Annotated in this window: 16 protein-coding genes; 8 read left to right on the forward strand and 8 right to left on the reverse strand. The window is 68.5% G+C overall.

Annotated features, from left to right (window positions below; genetic code table 11):
- Positions 1-119 precede the first annotated feature (119 nt).
- A complete protein-coding gene (locus tag WT97_RS08185) occupies positions 120-452 on the forward strand; it encodes a hypothetical protein (RefSeq protein WP_059500807.1) in 333 nt (110 codons plus the stop codon).
- 118 nt (positions 453-570) lie between these two features.
- On the opposite strand, the gene mmsB is transcribed toward WT97_RS08185, so the two are convergent.
- The 3 genes from mmsB to WT97_RS08200 all read right to left on the reverse strand — a co-directional run bounded on the left by mmsB (position 571) and on the right by WT97_RS08200 (position 4,445).
- On the reverse strand, positions 571-1,461 hold the full coding sequence (mmsB, locus tag WT97_RS08190; protein ID WP_060036068.1) for a 3-hydroxyisobutyrate dehydrogenase: 891 nt from the start codon (positions 1,459-1,461) through the stop codon (positions 571-573).
- Between the two features lie 23 nt (positions 1,462-1,484).
- The gene (locus tag WT97_RS08195) at positions 1,485-3,011 is read right to left on the reverse strand and encodes a CoA-acylating methylmalonate-semialdehyde dehydrogenase (RefSeq protein ID WP_060036015.1); all 1,527 of its coding nucleotides are present in this window, start codon (positions 3,009-3,011) and stop codon (positions 1,485-1,487) included.
- A 114-nt stretch (positions 3,012-3,125) separates the two neighbouring features.
- Positions 3,126-4,445 carry an MFS transporter gene (locus tag WT97_RS08200; RefSeq protein ID WP_059500805.1) on the reverse strand — a complete coding sequence of 440 codons (1,320 nt, stop codon included), beginning with the start codon at positions 4,443-4,445 and terminating at the stop codon, positions 3,126-3,128.
- Between the two features lie 158 nt (positions 4,446-4,603).
- Here WT97_RS08200 and WT97_RS08205 point away from each other — a divergent pair, with 158 nt between their 5' ends.
- Positions 4,604-5,563, forward strand: coding sequence for a LysR family transcriptional regulator (locus tag WT97_RS08205; RefSeq protein ID WP_060036014.1), 960 nt, complete (start codon positions 4,604-4,606; stop codon positions 5,561-5,563).
- 30 nt (positions 5,564-5,593) lie between these two features.
- Here WT97_RS08205 and WT97_RS08210 read toward each other — a convergent pair whose 3' ends face one another.
- Complete coding sequence (locus WT97_RS08210) at positions 5,594-6,316, reverse strand: haloacid dehalogenase type II (RefSeq protein WP_060036013.1); 723 nt, start codon at positions 6,314-6,316, stop codon at positions 5,594-5,596.
- 480 nt (positions 6,317-6,796) lie between these two features.
- Between WT97_RS08210 and WT97_RS08215 the strand changes: the two genes are divergently transcribed.
- Complete coding sequence (locus WT97_RS08215) at positions 6,797-9,046, forward strand: bifunctional diguanylate cyclase/phosphodiesterase (RefSeq protein ID WP_059500802.1); 2,250 nt, start codon at positions 6,797-6,799, stop codon at positions 9,044-9,046.
- Positions 9,047-9,065: 19 nt separating this feature from the next.
- Here WT97_RS08215 and WT97_RS08220 read toward each other — a convergent pair whose 3' ends face one another.
- Positions 9,066-10,118, reverse strand: a complete 1,053-nt coding sequence (locus WT97_RS08220; RefSeq protein WP_059795636.1) for a PleD family two-component system response regulator — start codon at positions 10,116-10,118, stop codon at positions 9,066-9,068.
- 76 nt (positions 10,119-10,194) lie between these two features.
- Positions 10,195-11,196: a chemotaxis response regulator protein-glutamate methylesterase gene (locus WT97_RS08225; protein WP_059500800.1), complete on the reverse strand. Its 1,002-nt coding sequence runs from the start codon at positions 11,194-11,196 to the stop codon at positions 10,195-10,197.
- A 179-nt stretch (positions 11,197-11,375) separates the two neighbouring features.
- Between WT97_RS08225 and WT97_RS34850 the strand changes: the two genes are divergently transcribed.
- Positions 11,376-11,594, forward strand: coding sequence for a hypothetical protein (locus WT97_RS34850; protein ID WP_257127255.1), 219 nt, complete (start codon positions 11,376-11,378; stop codon positions 11,592-11,594).
- Between the two features lie 324 nt (positions 11,595-11,918).
- Here the strand turns inward: WT97_RS34850 and WT97_RS08230 are convergent, their stop codons facing one another.
- Positions 11,919-12,143 carry a hypothetical protein gene (locus WT97_RS08230; protein ID WP_060036012.1) on the reverse strand — a complete coding sequence of 75 codons (225 nt, stop codon included), beginning with the start codon at positions 12,141-12,143 and terminating at the stop codon, positions 11,919-11,921.
- Between the two features lie 271 nt (positions 12,144-12,414).
- Here WT97_RS08230 and WT97_RS08235 point away from each other — a divergent pair, with 271 nt between their 5' ends.
- The 4 genes from WT97_RS08235 (at position 12,415) to WT97_RS08250 (ending at position 16,411) form a co-directional block, all read left to right on the forward strand.
- A complete protein-coding gene (locus WT97_RS08235; RefSeq protein ID WP_060036011.1) occupies positions 12,415-13,104 on the forward strand; it encodes a DUF969 domain-containing protein in 690 nt (229 codons plus the stop codon).
- Positions 13,101-14,051, forward strand: a complete 951-nt coding sequence (locus WT97_RS08240) for a DUF979 domain-containing protein (RefSeq protein WP_059500799.1) — start codon at positions 13,101-13,103, stop codon at positions 14,049-14,051. The genes WT97_RS08235 and WT97_RS08240 overlap by 4 nt, the downstream gene beginning before the upstream one ends.
- Before the next feature lie 19 nt (positions 14,052-14,070).
- On the forward strand, positions 14,071-15,093 hold the full coding sequence (locus WT97_RS08245) for a DUF2891 domain-containing protein (protein WP_059795685.1): 1,023 nt from the start codon (positions 14,071-14,073) through the stop codon (positions 15,091-15,093).
- Between the two features lie 256 nt (positions 15,094-15,349).
- Complete coding sequence (locus WT97_RS08250; RefSeq protein WP_060036010.1) at positions 15,350-16,411, forward strand: asparaginase; 1,062 nt, start codon at positions 15,350-15,352, stop codon at positions 16,409-16,411.
- Between the two features lie 57 nt (positions 16,412-16,468).
- Here WT97_RS08250 and WT97_RS08255 read toward each other — a convergent pair whose 3' ends face one another.
- Positions 16,469-17,443: a LysR family transcriptional regulator gene (locus WT97_RS08255; RefSeq protein WP_060036009.1), complete on the reverse strand. Its 975-nt coding sequence runs from the start codon at positions 17,441-17,443 to the stop codon at positions 16,469-16,471.
- Between the last annotated feature and the right edge of the window lie 102 nt (positions 17,444-17,545).

Raw genomic sequence — 17,545 nt, forward strand, 5'->3', positions numbered from 1 at the left:
CATCGTTTAACCATTCGAAACAATGTGTTCACCGAAAGGGGCATGATCTCCGGCGATCGAGCAGGCATACTGTCGCCTATGTTGCTCAATGCACGTCGCCCGGCGTGCGCTTGCCCTCCATGTCCATTCCAGTCTCTTTTCGAACCTTGCGATGGTTGACCATTGCGGCTGCTGCATGCTTGCTCGCCGCGTGTTCGACTGCTTCCGACGTGACCGCGACGTCGAACCCGAACGTGTTCACCGTGACGACGCACACGGTCGGCGTGTCGACGACATGGGCCGACGCCCACGCGAAGGCCGTCAGCGAAGCCACCAACTACTGCACGCAGCGCGGGATGCGCGCGAGCATGAAGCAGGAATCGCTGACCGGCGGCCGCCGCATCGACGCACGTTCCGAACTCGCGTTCGAGTGCCATCCGACCTTCGAAACGGCGTCGAACCCGCGCGGTTGACCGAGCGGCGGCATGATTACGCCGCCCCCGTTTTCCTTCTCCCCCCGCATGCAAACCGACCCGCGACGCCATTCGGGCACATCGCGGGTCGGCGCACGTCCGGCGACGGCCGGGCGGGTCAGGCCGGCTGCGCCTCGTACAGCTTCACGCACGCGGAGAAGTCGAGCGTGCCGAGCCCCTGCTGACTCATCGACTGATACAGCTGCTGCGCGAGCGCGCCCATCCAGACCGGCTGATGCGCGCTGCGCGCGGCTTCGGTCGCGAGCCCGAGATCCTTCAGCATCAGGTTCGCCGCGAAGCCGCCCGCATAGCCGCGCGCGGCCGGCGCCGTGTCGCTCACGCCCGGATACGGGTTGTACGCGTCCGAACTCCAGCAGCGGCCGGTCGACGTGTTGATGATGCCGGCCAGCACGGCCGGCTCGATGCCGAGCGCGGCGCCCAGCGCCATCGCTTCCGCCACGCCCATCATCGAGATCCCGAGCAGCAGGTTGTTGCAGATCTTCGCGATCTGCCCGGTGCCGGTGCCGCCGCAGTGCACGACGTTCTTGCCCATGTCGAGCAGTACCGGGCGGATGCGCTCGAACAGCGCACCGTCCGCGCCGACCATGAAGGTCAGCGTGCCGGCCTGCGCGCCGCCGGTGCCGCCCGACACGGGTGCGTCGGCGAGTGGAAAGTCGCGCTGCGCGGCGGCTTCGGCCACCGCGCGCACGGTGCCGGGATCGATCGTGCTGCAGTCGATCAGCGTCGCGCCGGCGCGCGCACCGGCCAGCACGCCGTCGCCGCCGAGGTAGACGGCGCGCACGTGCTGCGCGGCCGGCAGCATCGTGATCACGACGGCGCCGCGCGCAGCCGCGTCGCGCGGCGAGCCGGCCGCCGTCGCGCCGGCGCGCACCGCGGCGTCGACCGCGTGCGCGTCGAGGTCGAACACCGTCAACGCGTGGCCGGCCTTGAGCAGGTTGGCGGCCATGGGGCCGCCCATGTTGCCGAGTCCGATGAATGCAATGTCCATGTCGAGGTTCCCCGTGCGCTGCATCAGCGCAGCGCGATCGTCGTGTTCACGCCGCCTGCCGTCGCGTCGTCGTCGAACCAGCGCGCGGTGACCGTCTTGGTCTGCGTGTAGAACTGCACGACCTGCTTGCCGTACGGGCCGAGATCGCCGAGCTTCGAGCCGCGCGAGCCGGTGAAGCTGAAATAGGGCACCGGCACCGGAATCGGAATGTTGATGCCGACCTGGCCGACGTCGATCTCACTCTGGAACTTGCGCGCGGCCGCGCCGCTCTGCGTGAACAGGCCCACGCCGTTGCCCATCGGATTCGCGTTGACGAGCGCGATCGCGTCGTCGAGCGTGTCGGCCTCGAGCACCACCATCACCGGGCCGAAGATTTCTTCGGTGTAGATCGACATGTCGGTCGTCACGCCCGAGAAGATCGTCGGGCCGACGAAGTTGCCCTGCTCGTAGCCGGGCACCTTCACGTCGCGGCCGTCGAGCAGCAGCGTCGCGCCGGCCTTCACGCCGGCGTCGATCAGCGACAGGATGCGTTCTTTCGCCGCCTTCGACACGACCGGGCCGACGTCGGTGCCGGCTTCGGCGCCCGCGTTGACCTTCAGCGCCTTCGCCTTGTCGACGAGATCGGGCAGCCAGTCGCGGGCCTTGCCGACCAGCACGATGACCGACGTTGCCATGCAGCGCTGGCCGGCCGCGCCGAAGCCCGCGCCGACGAGCGCGTTGATCGTCTGCTCGCGATGCGCGTCGGGCAGCACGACCGCGTGGTTCTTTGCGCCCATCATCGACTGCACGCGCTTGCCGTGCTGGCTGCCGAGGTTGTACACGTGCGTGCCGACGCGCGTCGAGCCGACGAACGAGATCGCCTTGATGTCCGGGTGCGTGCACAGGCGGTCGACCACCGTCTTGCCGCCGTGCACGACGTTCAGCACGCCTTGCGGCACGCCGGCCTCGATCGCGAGTTCGACGAGCTGCATGGTCGACAGCGGGTCCTGCTCCGACGGCTTCAGCACGAACGTGTTGCCGCACACGATCGCCATCGGGAACATCCACAGCGGGATCATCCCGGGGAAATTGAACGGCGTGATGCCCGCGCACACGCCGATCGGTTGGCGCAGCGTGTAGGTGTCGACGCCGCCCGCGACGTTCTCCGCGAATTCGCCTTGCTGCAGCGTGCCGATCGAGCATGCGTGCTCGACCACTTCGAGGCCGCGGAAGATGTCGCCCTGCGCATCGGGCAGTGTCTTGCCTTGTTCGGCCGTCAGCGTGTGCGCGATCCGTTCGAGATTGCGGCGCACGAGATCCTGGAACTTCAGCATGATGCGCAGTCGCGCGCCGATCGGCGTCGTCTTCCACGTATGGAATGCGCGCTGCGCGGACGCGATCGCGGCATCGACCTCGTCGAGCGTCGCATACGGCACGCGGCCGATGACTTCCTGCGTCGCGGGGTTGACGATGTCGCCCCATTCGGCGCTTTGCGAATCGACGAACGCGCCGTCGATCAGCAGCTTGGCGGTGGGCAGGGCGAGGGCGGTCTGGGGAACTGCGGCGTTCATGGAACTCTCTCCGGGAAACGGTGGTGCGAGGCAAAAGGGTGGCCTGCGTCCGCCGCGCGTGCGGCCGCGGCGGACGACAGGTTGAACTGAAATCGACTGAATGCGCGCGGGGTGCTATGCGCGCGCCGGCCGCATCAACGAGGTACAGACGAGCGCGAACACGCCGAAGCCGACGAGGTACGCGATCACATAGTGCGGCTGGCCGCCGCCGGCCTTGAGCAGCGACGTCGCGATCATCGGCGCGAAGCCGCCGCCGATCACGCCGGCCAGCTGCACCGACAGCGAAATGCCGCTGTAGCGGATTTCCGCCGGGAACTGCTGCGCGAACAGTAGCGATTCCGGCGCATAGAGGATCGGGAACACGACGCCGAGGCCGAGCACGATCGCCCACCATGCGTACGACGTCTGCTGCGTGCCGAGCATCATGAAGAACGGCGCGGCGAACGCGCACATCAGCACAAGGCCGAGCGCGAACATCCGGCGCTGGCCGATGCGGTCGCTCAGGTGCCCGCACAGCGGCATCGTGACGAGCGACAGCACCGCGCCGGCCGTGATCGCATGCAGCATCTCGGCTTTGGGCAAATGCAGTTGCTGCGTCGCGTAAGCGAGCGCGAACGTGACGACCATGTAGAACCAGGTGTTCTCGGCGGCGCGCGCGCCGACGATCGTCAGCACTTCGCGCGGATGGCGGCGCAGCGCGGCCGTCACCGGCGATTTCTCGGCCTTGCCCTGGCGTTGCACCTTCTCGAAGTCGGGCGATTCCGGCACCTTCGCGCGGATGAACCAGCCGAGGCCGACGAGCGCGATGCTCGCGAGGAACGGCACGCGCCAGCCCCACGACAGCATGTCGGCTTCCGGCAGCGCGGCCACCGCGGCCATCGCCACCGACGACAGGATCAACCCGAGCCCGACGCCCGTCTGCGGCAGGCTGCCGAACAGCCCCTTGCGGCCCTTCGGCGCGTGCTCGACGGCCATCAGCACCGCGCCGCCCCATTCGCCGCCGACGGCCATCCCCTGCAGGAAGCGCATCGCGATCAGCAGCGCGGCAGCCCAGTAGCCGATGCTGTCGTACGACGGGATCAGCCCGATGATCATGCTCGGCACGCCCATCAGCAGCAGCGTGATCATCAGCATCGACTTGCGGCCGATGCGGTCGCCGAAGTGGCCGAACACGATGCCGCCCATCGGCCGCCCGATGAAGCCGACCGCGAACGTGCCGAATGCGGCGAGCGTGCCGACGACCGGGTCCAGCGACGGGAAGAAGATGCGGTTGAACACGAGCGCGGCGGCCGTGCCGTAGAGGAAGAAGTCGTACCACTCGATCGTCGTGCCGGCCATGCTGGCCCAGCCGGCCAGCAGGTAGTGCTTCGCGGTGCGCCCGGGGGCCGGCGTCGCGATTGTCGCATGCTCGTCGAGGGTGGATCGGGTCTGCATGGTGTCTCCGTGGTAGTTGTTGCCGCGGCTCGTGGTCCGCAGGTCACGGTCGAGTATAGTTATGCGCAGATTCACGATGTACCGATAAAGAAACCGGTTGGATATGCATTTATGCATGTCGACGGCCGGCCCGGAGACGCCCGCCTTTTCCCTCGCCCATGCGACATGCCACCGAGCCGGTTTCCGGCAACCTGAACTGGGACGACCTGCGCTTTTTCCTCGAGGTCGCGCGCACGCAGCGCGCGAGCGGCGCCGCGAAGCGGCTCGGCGTCGACTACACGACCGTCGCGCGGCGCATCCGCGCGCTCGAGGCCGCGATGGGCACGCTGCTGTTCGACAAGTCGCGCTCCGGCGGTTTCACGCTGACGGCCGAAGGGCAGCGGCTCGTCGCGTATGCGGATGCGATGGAGACGACCGTGCAGTCCGCGTGCGACCAGATCGCGAATACCGGCGAGGCGTTGTCGGGCCACGTGCGGATCGGGTCGACCGAGGGGTTCGGCTGCTTTTTCCTCGCGCCGCAGCTCGCGCGGTTCCGCGCCGCGCATCCGCACGTGACGGTCGACCTGCTGCCGGTGCCGCATTTCGTCAACCTGCCCAAGCGCGAGGCCGATCTCGCGATCACGCTCGAGCGGCCCGAACGCGGGCCTTACGTGGTCACGAAGCTGTGCGACTACCAGTTGCGGCTCTATGCGACGCGCGACTATCTGGCGAACCACGCGCCGATCGCGTGTACTGACGATCTCGCGCAGCACGCGTTCATCAGCTACGTCGACGATCTCGCGTTCAGCAACGAGCTGCTGTACCTGGACCGCGCGGTGCCCGGCGCGACGGCGGGCTTGCGCACGACCAGCGTGATCGCGCAGTATTTCGCTGCGTTGCAGGGCGGCGGCCTCGCGATCCTGCCGTGTTTCATGGCGGCCGCGCAGCCGGCGCTCGCGCCCGTGCTGCCGGACGACGTGGTCGTCACGCGGTGTTTCTGGCTGACGTGCCGCGAGGATCTGCGCAAGCTGCGGCGCGTGACCGCGCTGTGGGATTACCTGCGCGCGGCGGCGGACGCGAACCGCGCGTTGCTGTCGGGGGAGTCGGGGACGCTGCGCTTCGTCGGCGAGCCGGAATAGCGGTGCACGGGCCGGCCGCGCCGCTGGCCTTCAACCCGGGCAACCCAGCCGATCCGCCAGCTCGTTCAGATCCCTGACGTCGAAATCCCACGCGTCGTCGGCTTGCAGATCGGTCGTCTGGCCGGGCCCGTGCTCGGTCGGCCGCAGCACGAACGCGGTCGACAGCCCGAGCCGGCGCGCGGCCGCCAGATCGCCGTTGTGCGCGGCCACCAGGCACAGCTCGGCCGGCGCGAGACCGAGAATCTCGACCGCTTCGGTATAGACGGCCGGCGACGGCTTGTACGCGCGCGCCACCTCGGCGCCGAGAATCGCATCCCACGGTAACCCGCCGTGCTTCGCGACGTCGACCATCAGCCGGATATTGCCGTTCGACAGCGGCGCGACGATGTAGCGCTGCTTCAGTCGTTGCAGCCCGGCGACGGCATCGGGCCATGGATCGAGTCGATGCCACGCGAGATTGAGCGCATCGATGTCGGCATCGGGCACGTCGTCGATCCCGAAGCGGTCGAGCGTGCGCACGAGGTTCTCGCGATGCAGCACGTCGAGCCGCACGTAGCGGCGGCGTCCGCTGCGGATTTCTTCCATCGACGGCGAATACTCGGCGCGCCACGCATCGGCGAACGCGAACGGGTCGAGCGTCGGCGCGTGGCGCGCCAGGAATGCGGCGGCGCCGCGTGCGACACCGCCTCTCCAGTCGACGATCGTTCCGAAGACATCGAAAACGAGCGCCTTGATTTCGGTGGGGTTCGTCATGGTGATCCAGTGAAGGTCGTTCGATGGGGTTCACCTCGCCGTGCCGCCGGATGGCGCGACATCGGTCCGATCGACATTGAATCACGGATACGAAAACGCGGCCCGGAAGGCCGCGATGCGTGGCGCGGTGTTTCCGTCGCGGCGCGGGTCGCTGCCGCGGGCGCGCCTGCAGATTCGATTGCGTGGCCGAGCACATCCGGAAGGATCGGCGGGCAGCGCGCCTGCGCCTTCGTGCAGCGCAGCAACCTGTCGTCGCACCGGCCGCCGCCCGCGAGCCGCGCGGCAACCGAGCGTATCCCCTGATGGAACGAGGTGTGCCGATCGTTGCGGATTGGTGTTAAATACATTTCGGCGCGCTCTGGCACGGCGCGCAAACGGGGCGCACCGTGCATCGGCGTAAACCCGAGGCGGGACAGGGTACGAAATATCGATAACGAATCGGGCGCATCAGACCCGGTCGGACAGACGGCAGGATTCAGCTTGAATACCGAACCGCAAAGTTCTCGCTACAGCTTCGGGCTCGCCGCGGAAGTGCTCGCGTCCGAGCAGAGCGTGCTGAGACTGATCACGCGCAACACGCCGCTGCCGGAACTGCTGTCCGAAGTTTGCCGGCGTGCCGAGGCTTTGCTCGGCGACGGCGCGTCGTGCACGATCCTGCTGCTCGATACGGACGGCGTGCACGTGCGCGTCGGCGCGGCGCCGTCGCTGCCCGCGCAGTACAGCGCGGCGATCGACGGCGCGCCGATCGGGCCCGCGGCCGGCTCGTGCGGCACCGCGATGTACGAGCGCCGGATGATCGCCGTCGAGGACATCGAAACCGATCCGCGGTGGGCCGACTACCGCGCCATTGCGTTGCCGCTGGGCTTGCGCGCGTGCTGGTCGGTGCCGTTCCTCGACGAGGCCGGCGTCGTGCTCGGCGCGTTCGCCATCTATCACCACCGGCCGTGCCGCCCGAGCGACGAGGAAACCGCGCTGTTGCGCGATATCGGCAACAGCGTCGGCCTCGCGGTGCACCAGGACCGGATCGCGCGGCAACTCGCACGCAGCGAGGAACATCACCGGCTCGTCGTCAACAGCCTGAATGAAGGAATCCTCGTCGTGTCGCGCGACGGTGTCGTGGTCGCGAGCAACCCGAGCGCGAACCGGATGCTGCGCGTGAAGGGCGAGCTCGTCGGGCGCCGGCTGTCGACGGTGGTCCTGCGCAAGCTGCACGAAGACGGCACGCCGATCGCGCCGGACGACTGGCCGAGCCGGATCGCGCTCAAGACGGGCAAGCCTCAGCTCGGCTACACGGTCGGCTTCGGCCTCGCGGACGCCGACATCATCTGGGTGCGCGGCAACGCAGTGCCGATCGTGAGGCCGGGCGAGACGCAGGCCGACTCGGTGCTCGTGTCGTTCAACGACATCGGCCCGGTGCGCGAAGCGCAGCAGCAGTTGCGGTATCTGGCGACCCGCGACGCGCTGACGGGCCTCTACAACCGCCGCTGGCTCGGCGACCGCATGCGCGAGCTGTTCGACGTGCACGATGCGGCGGCCGGGCCCGCGCGCGTCGCGATCCTGTTCATCGATCTGGTCGGCTTCAAGAAGGTCAACGACACGGCCGGCCACGACGCGGGCGACGCGCTGCTGCGCAGCGTCGCGGCGCGGCTCGCGGCCTGCGCGGATGGCCGCTACGCGCTCACGCGCGTCGGCGGCGACGAGTTCGTGATCCTCGTCGACGACTGCGACGATCCCGAGCATCTCGCGGTGCTCGCGCGCGAGGTCATCGAGGCGATCGCGAAGCCGTTCGCGATCGCGAACAACGAATACTGGCTCGGCGTATCGATCGGGATCAGCGTCGCGCCGCGCGACGGCGACGACGCCGTGACGCTGATGCGCAACGCCGATTCGGCGATGTACGACGCGAAGCAGCGCGGCCGCAACCACTTCACGTTCTTCACCGCCCAGCTCAACCTGCGGCTGCAGCGCCGCTTCGCGATCGAGCAGTCGCTGCGGCGCGCGCTCGCGTCGGACATGCTGCGGCTCGCGTATCAGCCCGTCGTCGATGCGCGCAGCGGCCGCACGGTCGGCGCCGAGGCGCTGCTGCGCTGGACGAGCCCCGAGCTCGGGCCGATGTCGCCGGCGGAATTCATTCCGGTCGCGGAAGACACGGGGCTGATCGTCGCGATCGGCCAGTGGGTGCTCGAAACCGCGTGCCGGCAGGCGGCCGAATGGCGTCGCACGATCGCGCCGGACCTGATGCTGGCCGTCAACCTGTCGCCGCGGCAGTTTCACGAAGGGCTCGTCGAGTCGGTCGCCCGCTGTCTCGCGCAAACGCGGCTCGACCCGTCCGCGCTCGAACTCGAGATCACCGAAGGCGTGCTGATGAACGACACGGATACCGTGCTGCCGATGCTCGAAGCGCTCACGGACATGAACGTGCGGATCTCGGTCGACGATTTCGGCACCGGTTATTCGTCGCTCGCGTACCTGAAGCGTTTTCCGCTGCACAACCTGAAGGTGGACCGTTCGTTCGTGTCGGGCGTGCCCGATCATCACGACTCGGTCGCGATCACGCAGGCGGTCGTCGCGATGGCCCATTCGCTCGGGATGAAGGTCACGGCCGAAGGCGTCGAGACGCAGGCGCAGTCGTGGTTCCTGCAGCAGATCGGCTGCGACATGCAGCAAGGCTATCTGTTCAGCCGCCCGCTGGACGCGAACGACTACGCGCGCCGGCTCGGCGCCGCATAAGCGCGTGCCGGGTGTCCCGCTAGCGCGCGCCGAACCCGCCCGCGCCCGGCGGCGGATCGATCTCGACCCGGTTCTTGCCTTCGTGCTTCGCGCGATAGAGCGCGCGATCGGCCGCCTCGATCAGGAGTGTCGTCGGCAGGCCGGGCGTGGGCACGATGCTCGCGCCGCCGATGCTGATCGTCACGGTGTGGTTGCCCGTCGACGAGTGAGCATGCCGCAGGCGCAGCGCTTCGACCGCGAGCCGGATCTTCTCGCCGAGCAGCCGTGCGGCGCCCGGCGACGTGGCCGGCATCACGACCGCGAATTCCTCGCCGCCGAAACGCGCGGCGAGATCGCCAGACTGCCCGAGGCAGCGCTCGATCGTCGATGCGATCTGCTTGAGCACGCTGTCGCCCGACACGTGCCCGTACGTATCGTTGTACAGCTTGAAGTTGTCGACGTCGATCATCAGCAGCGACAGCTCGCTGCGTTCGCGCGCGCCGCGCCGCCACTCGGCGGCGAGGTATTCGTCGAGATAGCGCCGGTTCGACAGGCCGGTCAGGCCGTCGGAGTGCGTGAGGCGCCGCAGTTCGAGATTGGCCTCGAGCAGTTGCTGTTGCGATTGCCGCAACGCGCGATAGGCTTCATCGCGCTGCAGCAGGTTCATGTACGAGCGCGAGTGGTAGCGGATGCGCGCGACGAGTTCGATGCGATCGGGCAGCTTGACCAGATAGTCGTTCGCGCCGGCCGCGAACGCGGCGCTCTTGATCACCGGCTCTTCCTGCGTCGACAGCACGATGATCGGCACGTCGCGCGTCGCCGGATTCGCACGGTACGCCCGCACGAGGCTCAACCCGTCGATGCCCGGCATCACGAGATCCTGCAGGATCACGGTCGGGCGCGTCTCGATCGCGGTGGCCATCGCGTCGTCCGAGCGCGGGCAGTAGTGGAAGTCGATGCCTTCCTCGTCGACGAGCGCGCGCCGCACGGCCTCCGCGACGATCGTCTGGTCGTCGACCAGCAACACCATCGCCGGCGCGTCGGCGGGCGACGCGGTCGGGCCGCCCGGCGGGCGAGTCAGGTCAATCGTCATGATCGATGCGGGTCGTTGCGGTTGTCGCGGTCGTTGCAGGGGCAGGCATGGGTGTTGCGCGCGGTCATCGTCGGGTTCAGAGCCGCGCGAGCGCCGCCAGCTCGCCCGCGATGCGCCCGAGCGGCAGGATCGCACGCGCCGCGCCGAGCGTCGCCGCCGCCTTCGGCATTCCGTACACCGCGCTCGTCGCCTCGTCCTGCGCGATCGTATGGTAGCCCTTCATCCGCAACGCCTTCAGGCCGATCGCGCCGTCGCGTCCCATCCCCGTGAGCAGCACGCCGATCACGCGGCCGGGCCAGTGCTCGGTCAGGCTGTTGAAGAACACGTCGACCGACGGCCGATACGGCGTGGCGGCCGGTTCCCGCGTGTATTCGAGCGTGCCGGCGCGCGTGATGCGCAGGTGATCGTCGGTCGCGGCGAGCAGCGCGACGCCTGGCTGCGGGCGGTCGCCTTCGCGCGCGACGCGCACGGCGAGCCGCGTCTGACCGTCGAGCCATTGCGCCATGCCTTCGGCGAACGCGCGATCGACGTGCTGCACGATCACGATCGGCGCATTGAAATCGGCCGGCAGGCTGCCGAGGATCGACGCGAGCGCGCCGGGGCCGCCGGCCGATGCGCCGATCGCGACCAGCGGGCCGCCGCCGCGCGCGGCCGCGCCGGCGACGCGCGTGCCGCCCGGCGCGTCGAGCAGGCGGCCGATCTGGTCGATCTTCGCGAGCAGCAGTTTCGTCGTGTCGCCGGCGGCACCGTCGCCGAGCCGCGGCGTGTCGACCGCATCGAGCGCGCCGGCGCCCATCGCCTCGAACACGCGCCACGCGTTCGCGCCGATGCAGCTCGTCACGATCAGGATCGCGCACGGTCGTTCGGAACGCATGATCCGACGTGTCGCTTCGATCCCGTCGAATTTCGGCATGATCAGGTCCATCAGCACGATGTCGGGCGGCTGCGCGGCGCACAGTTCGACGGCCTGCGCGCCGTCGGTCGCGACCCACAGCACGCGGTGCTCGGGCCGTCGCGCGATCGCGCGGCGCATCGCCTCGACGGCAAGCGGGAGGTCGTTGACGATGCCGATGTTCACAAGCGGAATTCTCCGGTCGGTTCGTAGTGTTGGAGGTGGGCCGGGTTCATGGAGGGGGCAGCCTGTTCGGCGCTCGCTGCCGGGCGGCATCGGCGGCCGGACGGCGCGGCATTCTTTTCGGTTGACGACGCCCGAATGCTGTCATGCAGCGCGGGCGGCGGCAATCGAAAAATGAGCGCATGATGCCGTTTCAGTGCGTTTCCTCTATGACTGTGCCGCATTGCCTGCAAGCGGGCCAGTCGATCCTGTCCGGACAGGCCGCAAAAGTCCGCATGTTACCGTGCCGGCATCGAAAAAAAGAAAGCGGGATCCCGAGGACCGCGCGCGAAACCCTGCTCGTCGTCAGCCGCGCGCCGTTCGCACCGGTCGCGACCGCGCGCGACGGCCGTTTGCCGTAGAGGATCTACATCGAGAGCGGATATGCGTCGATCTACCGCGATTGTCCGGTCGAACGCGATGCGCAGCGCGCGCGTTATTTCAGCACGATCCCGTGTGCCGGCCGCGACGAGGCCGAAGCCTTCATGACGGAACGCGATCGCGCCGGCAATGGCGCGGCAGCGAACTTGCCGAGGCGCTTCACGCAGGCTGACGACCGGCAACCGCGCGAGGGCCGGTGGGTCCGGCATGGGCGCGGGCGCGCGCCGGCCGCGTGGCGGGCCGTAGCGAGCCGTACCGGGCCGTCGAGAGCATCGGGCCGCGCAGCGTACGCGCCCGCCGCACCGTCAATGGCTACGTGCGTAGCCCTGGATCAGCGCGCGCATCATCCCTTCGACCGTCGCGTCGCGCAGGTCGCCTTCCTGCTCGGCTTCCTCGACGAGCGCGGCATAAGCGGTCGCGAGCGTCACGCGGTCGACTTCATGGTGTTGCTCCATCAGCGTCACCATCCCGTCCTTCGCCAGATGAGCGGAGAACGCGCGGCTGCCGATGGTCTGGAATACGTCAATCATGGCGGCTCTCCCGTACGTTGCCGATGCCTTTCAGTGTAGTCGCCGTCCCGGGGCTGCGCCACGCGCGCGGGCCGACCCGATTCGTCCGATGAAATGCGCTCGACACACGGCGCGCGCACGGTATCCGCCGGCTTCAACGTTTACCCGAATCGGCAAATTGTCGACTTTTTATCGATAAAGTCTCGTGTTAGATTTCGCCGTCCGAGCCCGATGCAAACCGGGCCGCCAACGCGTTGCCGACGTGCCGCGCGTCCAGACACACGGAGGAGAAATGCTGGTGCTGATTGGGGTGCCGATCGTCGTGATCGGCTTCGCGCTGCGCTTCAATGCGCTGCTGGTGGTCACGATCGCGGGGATCGCGACGGGGCTGGCGGGCGGGCTGAATCTCGTCGACATCGTCGGCGCGTTCGGCAAGGCGTTCGCCGAGAACCGCTACATGGGGCTGATCTGGCTCACGCTGCCGGTGATCGCGCTGCTCGAGCGCAACGGGCTCAAGGAGCAGGCGAAGCGGATGATCTCGCGCGTGCATGCGGCCACCACGGGCCGCGTGCTGATGCTGTATTTCGTGCTGCGCCAGGCGACGGCCGCACTCGGTCTCACGTCGCTCGGCGGCCACGCGCAGATGGTGCGGCCGCTGATCGCGCCGATGGCCGAGGCCGCCGCGGTCAGCCGGCACGGCGAGCTGCCCGAGTCGGTGCGACAGCAGATCCGCGCGCACGCGTCGGGCGCCGACAACGTCGCCGTGTTCTTCGGCGAGGACATCTTCATCGCGATCCAGTCGATCCTGCTGATCAAGGGCTTTCTCGAACAGAACGGCATCGCCATCGAGCCGCTGCACCTGTCGGTGTGGGCGATCCCGACCGCGATCGCCGCGCTGCTGATTCACTGCACGCGCCTTGCGCTGCTCGACCGCCGGCTCGCGCGCGGCTTCGGCCTGGTGAAGCAGGAGGGCGCGCGATGATCGGCCTCGAATCGCTGTACACGCTCGCGGGGCTGATGTTCGCCGCGTTCGCGTACTTCAACCTGACGGACCGCACGAACCCGCGGCGCGTCGTCAATTTCGCGTTCTGGGCCATCTACGCGGTCACGTTCCTGTTCGGTGCGCTGCTGCCGCATTTCGTCACGGGCTGCCTCGCGATCGCGCTCGCGCTGATCGCCGGTTCGGGCAGGCTCGGCCGCGGCCGGTCGGACGAGGCCGGCGAAGCGGCGGCCGTGCGGCGCGAGACGCTCGCGCAACGCTTCGGCAACCGGTTGTTCCTGCCCGCGCTGCTGATTCCGGTCGTCACGCTGATCGGCACGTTCGCACTGAAACTCGTGCCGTTCGTCGACCCGAAGAGCGTGACGCTGATCTCGCTCGTGCTGGGCACGATCGTCGCGTTCGTCGTCGCGCTCGCGATGCTGCGCGATTCGCCCGTGCACGCGCTGAAGGAAGCGCGCCATACGATGGATGCGGTCGGCTGGGCCGCGATCCTGCCGCAAATGCTCGCGGCGCTCGGCGCGCTGTTCGCGATCGCGGGCGTTGGCGGGGTGGTGTCGGGGCTCGTGAAGGAATGGGTGCCGATCGATTCGCCGTTCGCGGTGGTCGCGGCCTACACGGTCGGCATGGCGCTGTTCACGATGATCATGGGCAACGGCTTCGCCGCGTTCCCGGTGATGACGGCGGGCATCGGCCTGCCGCTGATCGTCCATCAGTTCCACGGCAATCCGGCGATCATGGGCGCGATCGGGATGCTGAGCGGCTTCTGCGGTACGCTGATGACGCCGATGGCCGCGAACTTCAACATCGTGCCCGCGGCGCTGCTCGAACTGAAGGACAAGAACGGCGTGATCAAGATGCAGTGGCCGACGGCCGTGCTGCTGCTGGCCGTGAACACGCTGCTGATGTACGCGTTCGTATTCCGCTTCTGACTCGATGGACGAGATCCTCATGACCGACCGACTCACTCCCGAACTCGCGTCGAAATTCGCGTCGCTCGCGCTCGCGCACCTGACCCGCGAATATCCGAACAAGCTCACGCATGCGCTCGAAGGTCCGCACGACGTGCAGGGGCCGCGCGCATTGCATCCGATCTTCTACGGCAGCTACGACTGGCACTCGTGCGTGCACGGCTACTGGCTCGTGCTGCGCGTGCTCGAACGCTACCCGGCATTGCCGGAAGCCGAACGCATCGTCGCGATCGTCGACGCGCATTTCACCGACGCGAACGTCGCCGGCGAGCGCGCGTATCTCGCGCGGCCGCACAACGCCGGCTTCGAGCGGCCGTACGGCTGGGCGTGGCTGCTCGCGCTCGCCGCGCAGCTCGAGCGGCTCGCGCTGAAGGGCGTGCTGCCGCAGGCCGCGCGCTGGGCGAAGACGATGGCGCCGCTGGCCGACCTGTTCGTGTCGCGCTTCGAGACTTTCCTGCCGAAGGCGACCTATCCGCTGCGTGTCGGCACGCACTTCAACACCGCGTTCGCGCTGGCGCTCGCGCTCGATTTCGCCCGCGACACGCAGCGCGACGGGCTTGCCGCGCTGATCGTCGATACCGCGAAGCGCTGGCACCTGAACGACGTCGCATGCCAGGCGTGGGAACCGTCGGGCGACGAATTCCTGTCGCCCGCGCTGATGGAGGCCGAACTGATGCGGCGCGTGCTGCCGGCCGCCGAATTCGACGGCTGGTTCGCGCGCTTCCTGCCCGACCTCGCGCGCGGCGAGCCCGCGACGCTGTTCGAGCCGGCGACCGTCAGCGACCGCAGCGACGGCAAGATCGCGCACCTCGACGGGCTGAACCTGAGCCGCGCGTGGTGCCAGCGGTCGCTGGCCGGCGCGCTGCCGGCAGGCGATGCACGGCGTGCGAAGCTGCTCGACGCGGCCGACCGGCATCTCGCGAGCGCACTCGCGCACGTGGCCGGCGACTACATGGGCGAGCACTGGCTCGCGACGTTCGCGTTGCTCGCGCTGGACGCGTAGCGCGAAATCGCCCGGCCGGGCAGGACCGGGCACCGTCCGACCTGCCGTGCGCCGAATGCCGGATCGACCGCGACGTGTGGCGCCATCCCGATGGGCAGCCAATCGACGCGTTGCCGCTGCCGTTCGACCGGCTTTGCATCGTGCGCAACACCGCTTTCCATGACGGGACCGACGCGCGGCGACGACGACTCGCTACACTGCCGTACCGGTTGGACGGGCCCCGGCATCAGGCCCCCGAGCAAGGAGACAGAAGAGGATGGACACCCCACGCGCAGCGGTCGTCACGTACCGCGGCAATGCGATCGAGAACACGCACGTCGCCCATGTGGCGGTAGTCGACGCCCGCGGCCGGCTGCTGGCCCGGTTCGGCGATCCGTTCCGGATGACGCTCGCGCGGTCGGCCGCCAAGCCGGCCCAGGCGCTGTCGGTGATCGAGACGGGCGCGCCGGAACGTTTCGGCTTCGACGACGCGGACATCGCGTTGATGTGCGCGTCGCACAGCAGCGAGGACCGTCACATCGAACGCACGCGCGCGATGCTCGAGAAGGTCGACGCGCACGAATCGGATTTGCGCTGCGGCGGCCATCCGCCGTTGTCCGACGCGGTGTACCGATCATGGATCAAGCGCGACTACACGCCGACTAGCGTATGCAGCAACTGTTCGGGCAAGCATGTCGGGATGCTGGCGGGCGCGCGCGCGATCGGCGCCGCGATCGCCGATTACCATCTGCCCGACCATCCGATGCAGGTGCGCGTGAAGCACGCGGTGGCCGACGCGTGCGGCCTGCGCGACGACGAAGTCGACTGGGGCATCGACGGCTGCAACCTGCCGACGCCGGCGTTCTCGCTGGATCGGCTGGCGCGCCTGTACGCGTCGCTGGCCGACGGCGCGGACGCGGCGGAAGCGGGCGGCGCGCTCACCGATCGCGTGCGCGCACTGGCGCGCATTCACCGTGCGATGACCGCCTATCCGGAACTGGTCGCAGGCGACGGGCGCTATTGCACGGTGCTGATGAACGCGTTCGGCGGGCAGGTGGTCGGCAAGCTCGGCGCGGATGCGTGCTACGGGATCGGCGTGCGCGCGTCGGAACGCACGCGGCAACTCGGCGCGGACGGCGCGCTCGGCATCTCGGTGAAGATCGAGGACGGCAATCTCGACGTGCTCTATATGGTCGTGAGCGAAATCCTCGAGCGGCTGCAGATCGGCACGGCCGAGCAGCGCGCGCAACTGGCTGGCTTTCACCGGCCGCGGATGCTCAACACGCAGGGAGTCGAGTTCGGGCACGTGACGTTCCCGTTCGAATTGCAGGCGGCCTGAACGCGGCCGCCGCGCCGATGCCGCCAGCCCGCGATCCGGGCCGTGCATCGGCGCACGCTACGCGCGTGCGTGGTGAAGCTTCGCCAGTTCCCGATCCGACAGCTCGCCGATCTGCGCGAGGTGTTCCACGAGAAAATCCTTCAGCACGCGCAGCTTCGCCGAGCTGCGCCGGTTCGCCAGATATGCGATGTAGATGAATTCGCCGGTCAGCCGGTTCTGCAGCCGGTAGCGCGGCAGCACGGCTTCGAGCTGGCCGCTCGCGAGCAGGTCGCGCACCAGCCAGATCTCGAATTCCGCGATGCCGAGCCCCGCGCAGGTCGCTTCCAGCAGCAGCTCCGAATGGTCGGTGACGAGATTGCCGGCCGGCAGCACGCTGTGCTGGGTGTCGCCGTTCACGAAAGCCCAGCGCGGATCGCCTTCCGGATGCACGTAGCGCAGGCAGTTGTGGTGCTTCAGGTCGTCCGGCGTCGCCGGGCGCCCGCAGCGGTCGAGGTAGCCGGGCGTCGCGCACAGGATGCTGTCGTTGCGCGACAGCCGGTGGACGACCAGGTTGTCCAGGTAGTTCTCGCCTTCGTGGATGTCGAGGTCGAAGCCGCCGGCCACGAGGTCGTTGTGGTTGTCGGTGAGCCGCACGTCGAGCTGGATCGTCGGATAGCGCGCCAGGAACGGCGCGATCAGCGGCGCGAGGTGACGGCGGCCGAACGCGACCGGCGCGGTGAGCTTCAGCGGGCCGCTCGGCTGCGCATTCAGCTCGGCGACGACGCGCAGCGTGTCGTCGAGATCGGCGATCAGCGTGACCGCGCGCTCCAGATAGATATGGCCGGCTTCGGTGAGCGTCACGCTGTGCGTCGAGCGGTGCAGCAGCGCGACCCCGAGCGCCTCCTCGATCGCCGTCACCTTGCGCGCGACCGTCGACGTCGACACGTGCATCTCCTTCGCGACCGCCGAAAAACTCCCCGTTTCGACCACGCGCACGAACGCGCGCATCGCGCCGAGGTGATCGATGCCGGTTTCTCTCGCGCCTTTCTTCATTCGATTCTCGCTGTTGCGCCACACGCAAAACCGCTTTCGATAATACAGAAGGGAGCTTGTTTTTGCAAAGGCATAGAATGCGAACCCGTCGCGTCGGCAAGC

It is taken from the genome of Burkholderia sp. MSMB1459WGS (assembly GCF_001534535.1).
GTDB lineage: Bacteria > Pseudomonadota > Gammaproteobacteria > Burkholderiales > Burkholderiaceae > Burkholderia.

Excerpts from the sequence above, each read along its gene's own strand:
- WT97_RS08185 (WP_059500807.1), top strand. The coding sequence starts at position 120 with ATGTCCATTCCAGTCTCTTTTCGAACCTTGCGATGGTTGACCATTGCG.
- mmsB (WP_060036068.1), bottom strand. The coding sequence starts at position 1,461 with ATGGACATTGCATTCATCGGACTCGGCAACATGGGCGGCCCCATGGCC.
- WT97_RS08195 (WP_060036015.1), bottom strand. The coding sequence starts at position 3,011 with ATGAACGCCGCAGTTCCCCAGACCGCCCTCGCCCTGCCCACCGCCAAG.
- WT97_RS08200 (WP_059500805.1), bottom strand. The coding sequence starts at position 4,445 with ATGCAGACCCGATCCACCCTCGACGAGCATGCGACAATCGCGACGCCG.
- WT97_RS08205 (WP_060036014.1), top strand. The coding sequence starts at position 4,604 with ATGCGACATGCCACCGAGCCGGTTTCCGGCAACCTGAACTGGGACGAC.
- WT97_RS08210 (WP_060036013.1), bottom strand. The coding sequence starts at position 6,316 with ATGACGAACCCCACCGAAATCAAGGCGCTCGTTTTCGATGTCTTCGGA.
- WT97_RS08220 (WP_059795636.1), bottom strand. The coding sequence starts at position 10,118 with ATGACGATTGACCTGACTCGCCCGCCGGGCGGCCCGACCGCGTCGCCC.
- WT97_RS34850 (WP_257127255.1), top strand. The coding sequence starts at position 11,376 with ATGATGCCGTTTCAGTGCGTTTCCTCTATGACTGTGCCGCATTGCCTG.
- WT97_RS08230 (WP_060036012.1), bottom strand. The coding sequence starts at position 12,143 with ATGATTGACGTATTCCAGACCATCGGCAGCCGCGCGTTCTCCGCTCAT.
- WT97_RS08235 (WP_060036011.1), top strand. The coding sequence starts at position 12,415 with ATGCTGGTGCTGATTGGGGTGCCGATCGTCGTGATCGGCTTCGCGCTG.
- WT97_RS08240 (WP_059500799.1), top strand. The coding sequence starts at position 13,101 with ATGATCGGCCTCGAATCGCTGTACACGCTCGCGGGGCTGATGTTCGCC.
- WT97_RS08245 (WP_059795685.1), top strand. The coding sequence starts at position 14,071 with ATGACCGACCGACTCACTCCCGAACTCGCGTCGAAATTCGCGTCGCTC.
- WT97_RS08250 (WP_060036010.1), top strand. The coding sequence starts at position 15,350 with ATGGACACCCCACGCGCAGCGGTCGTCACGTACCGCGGCAATGCGATC.
- WT97_RS08255 (WP_060036009.1), bottom strand. The coding sequence starts at position 17,443 with ATGAAGAAAGGCGCGAGAGAAACCGGCATCGATCACCTCGGCGCGATG.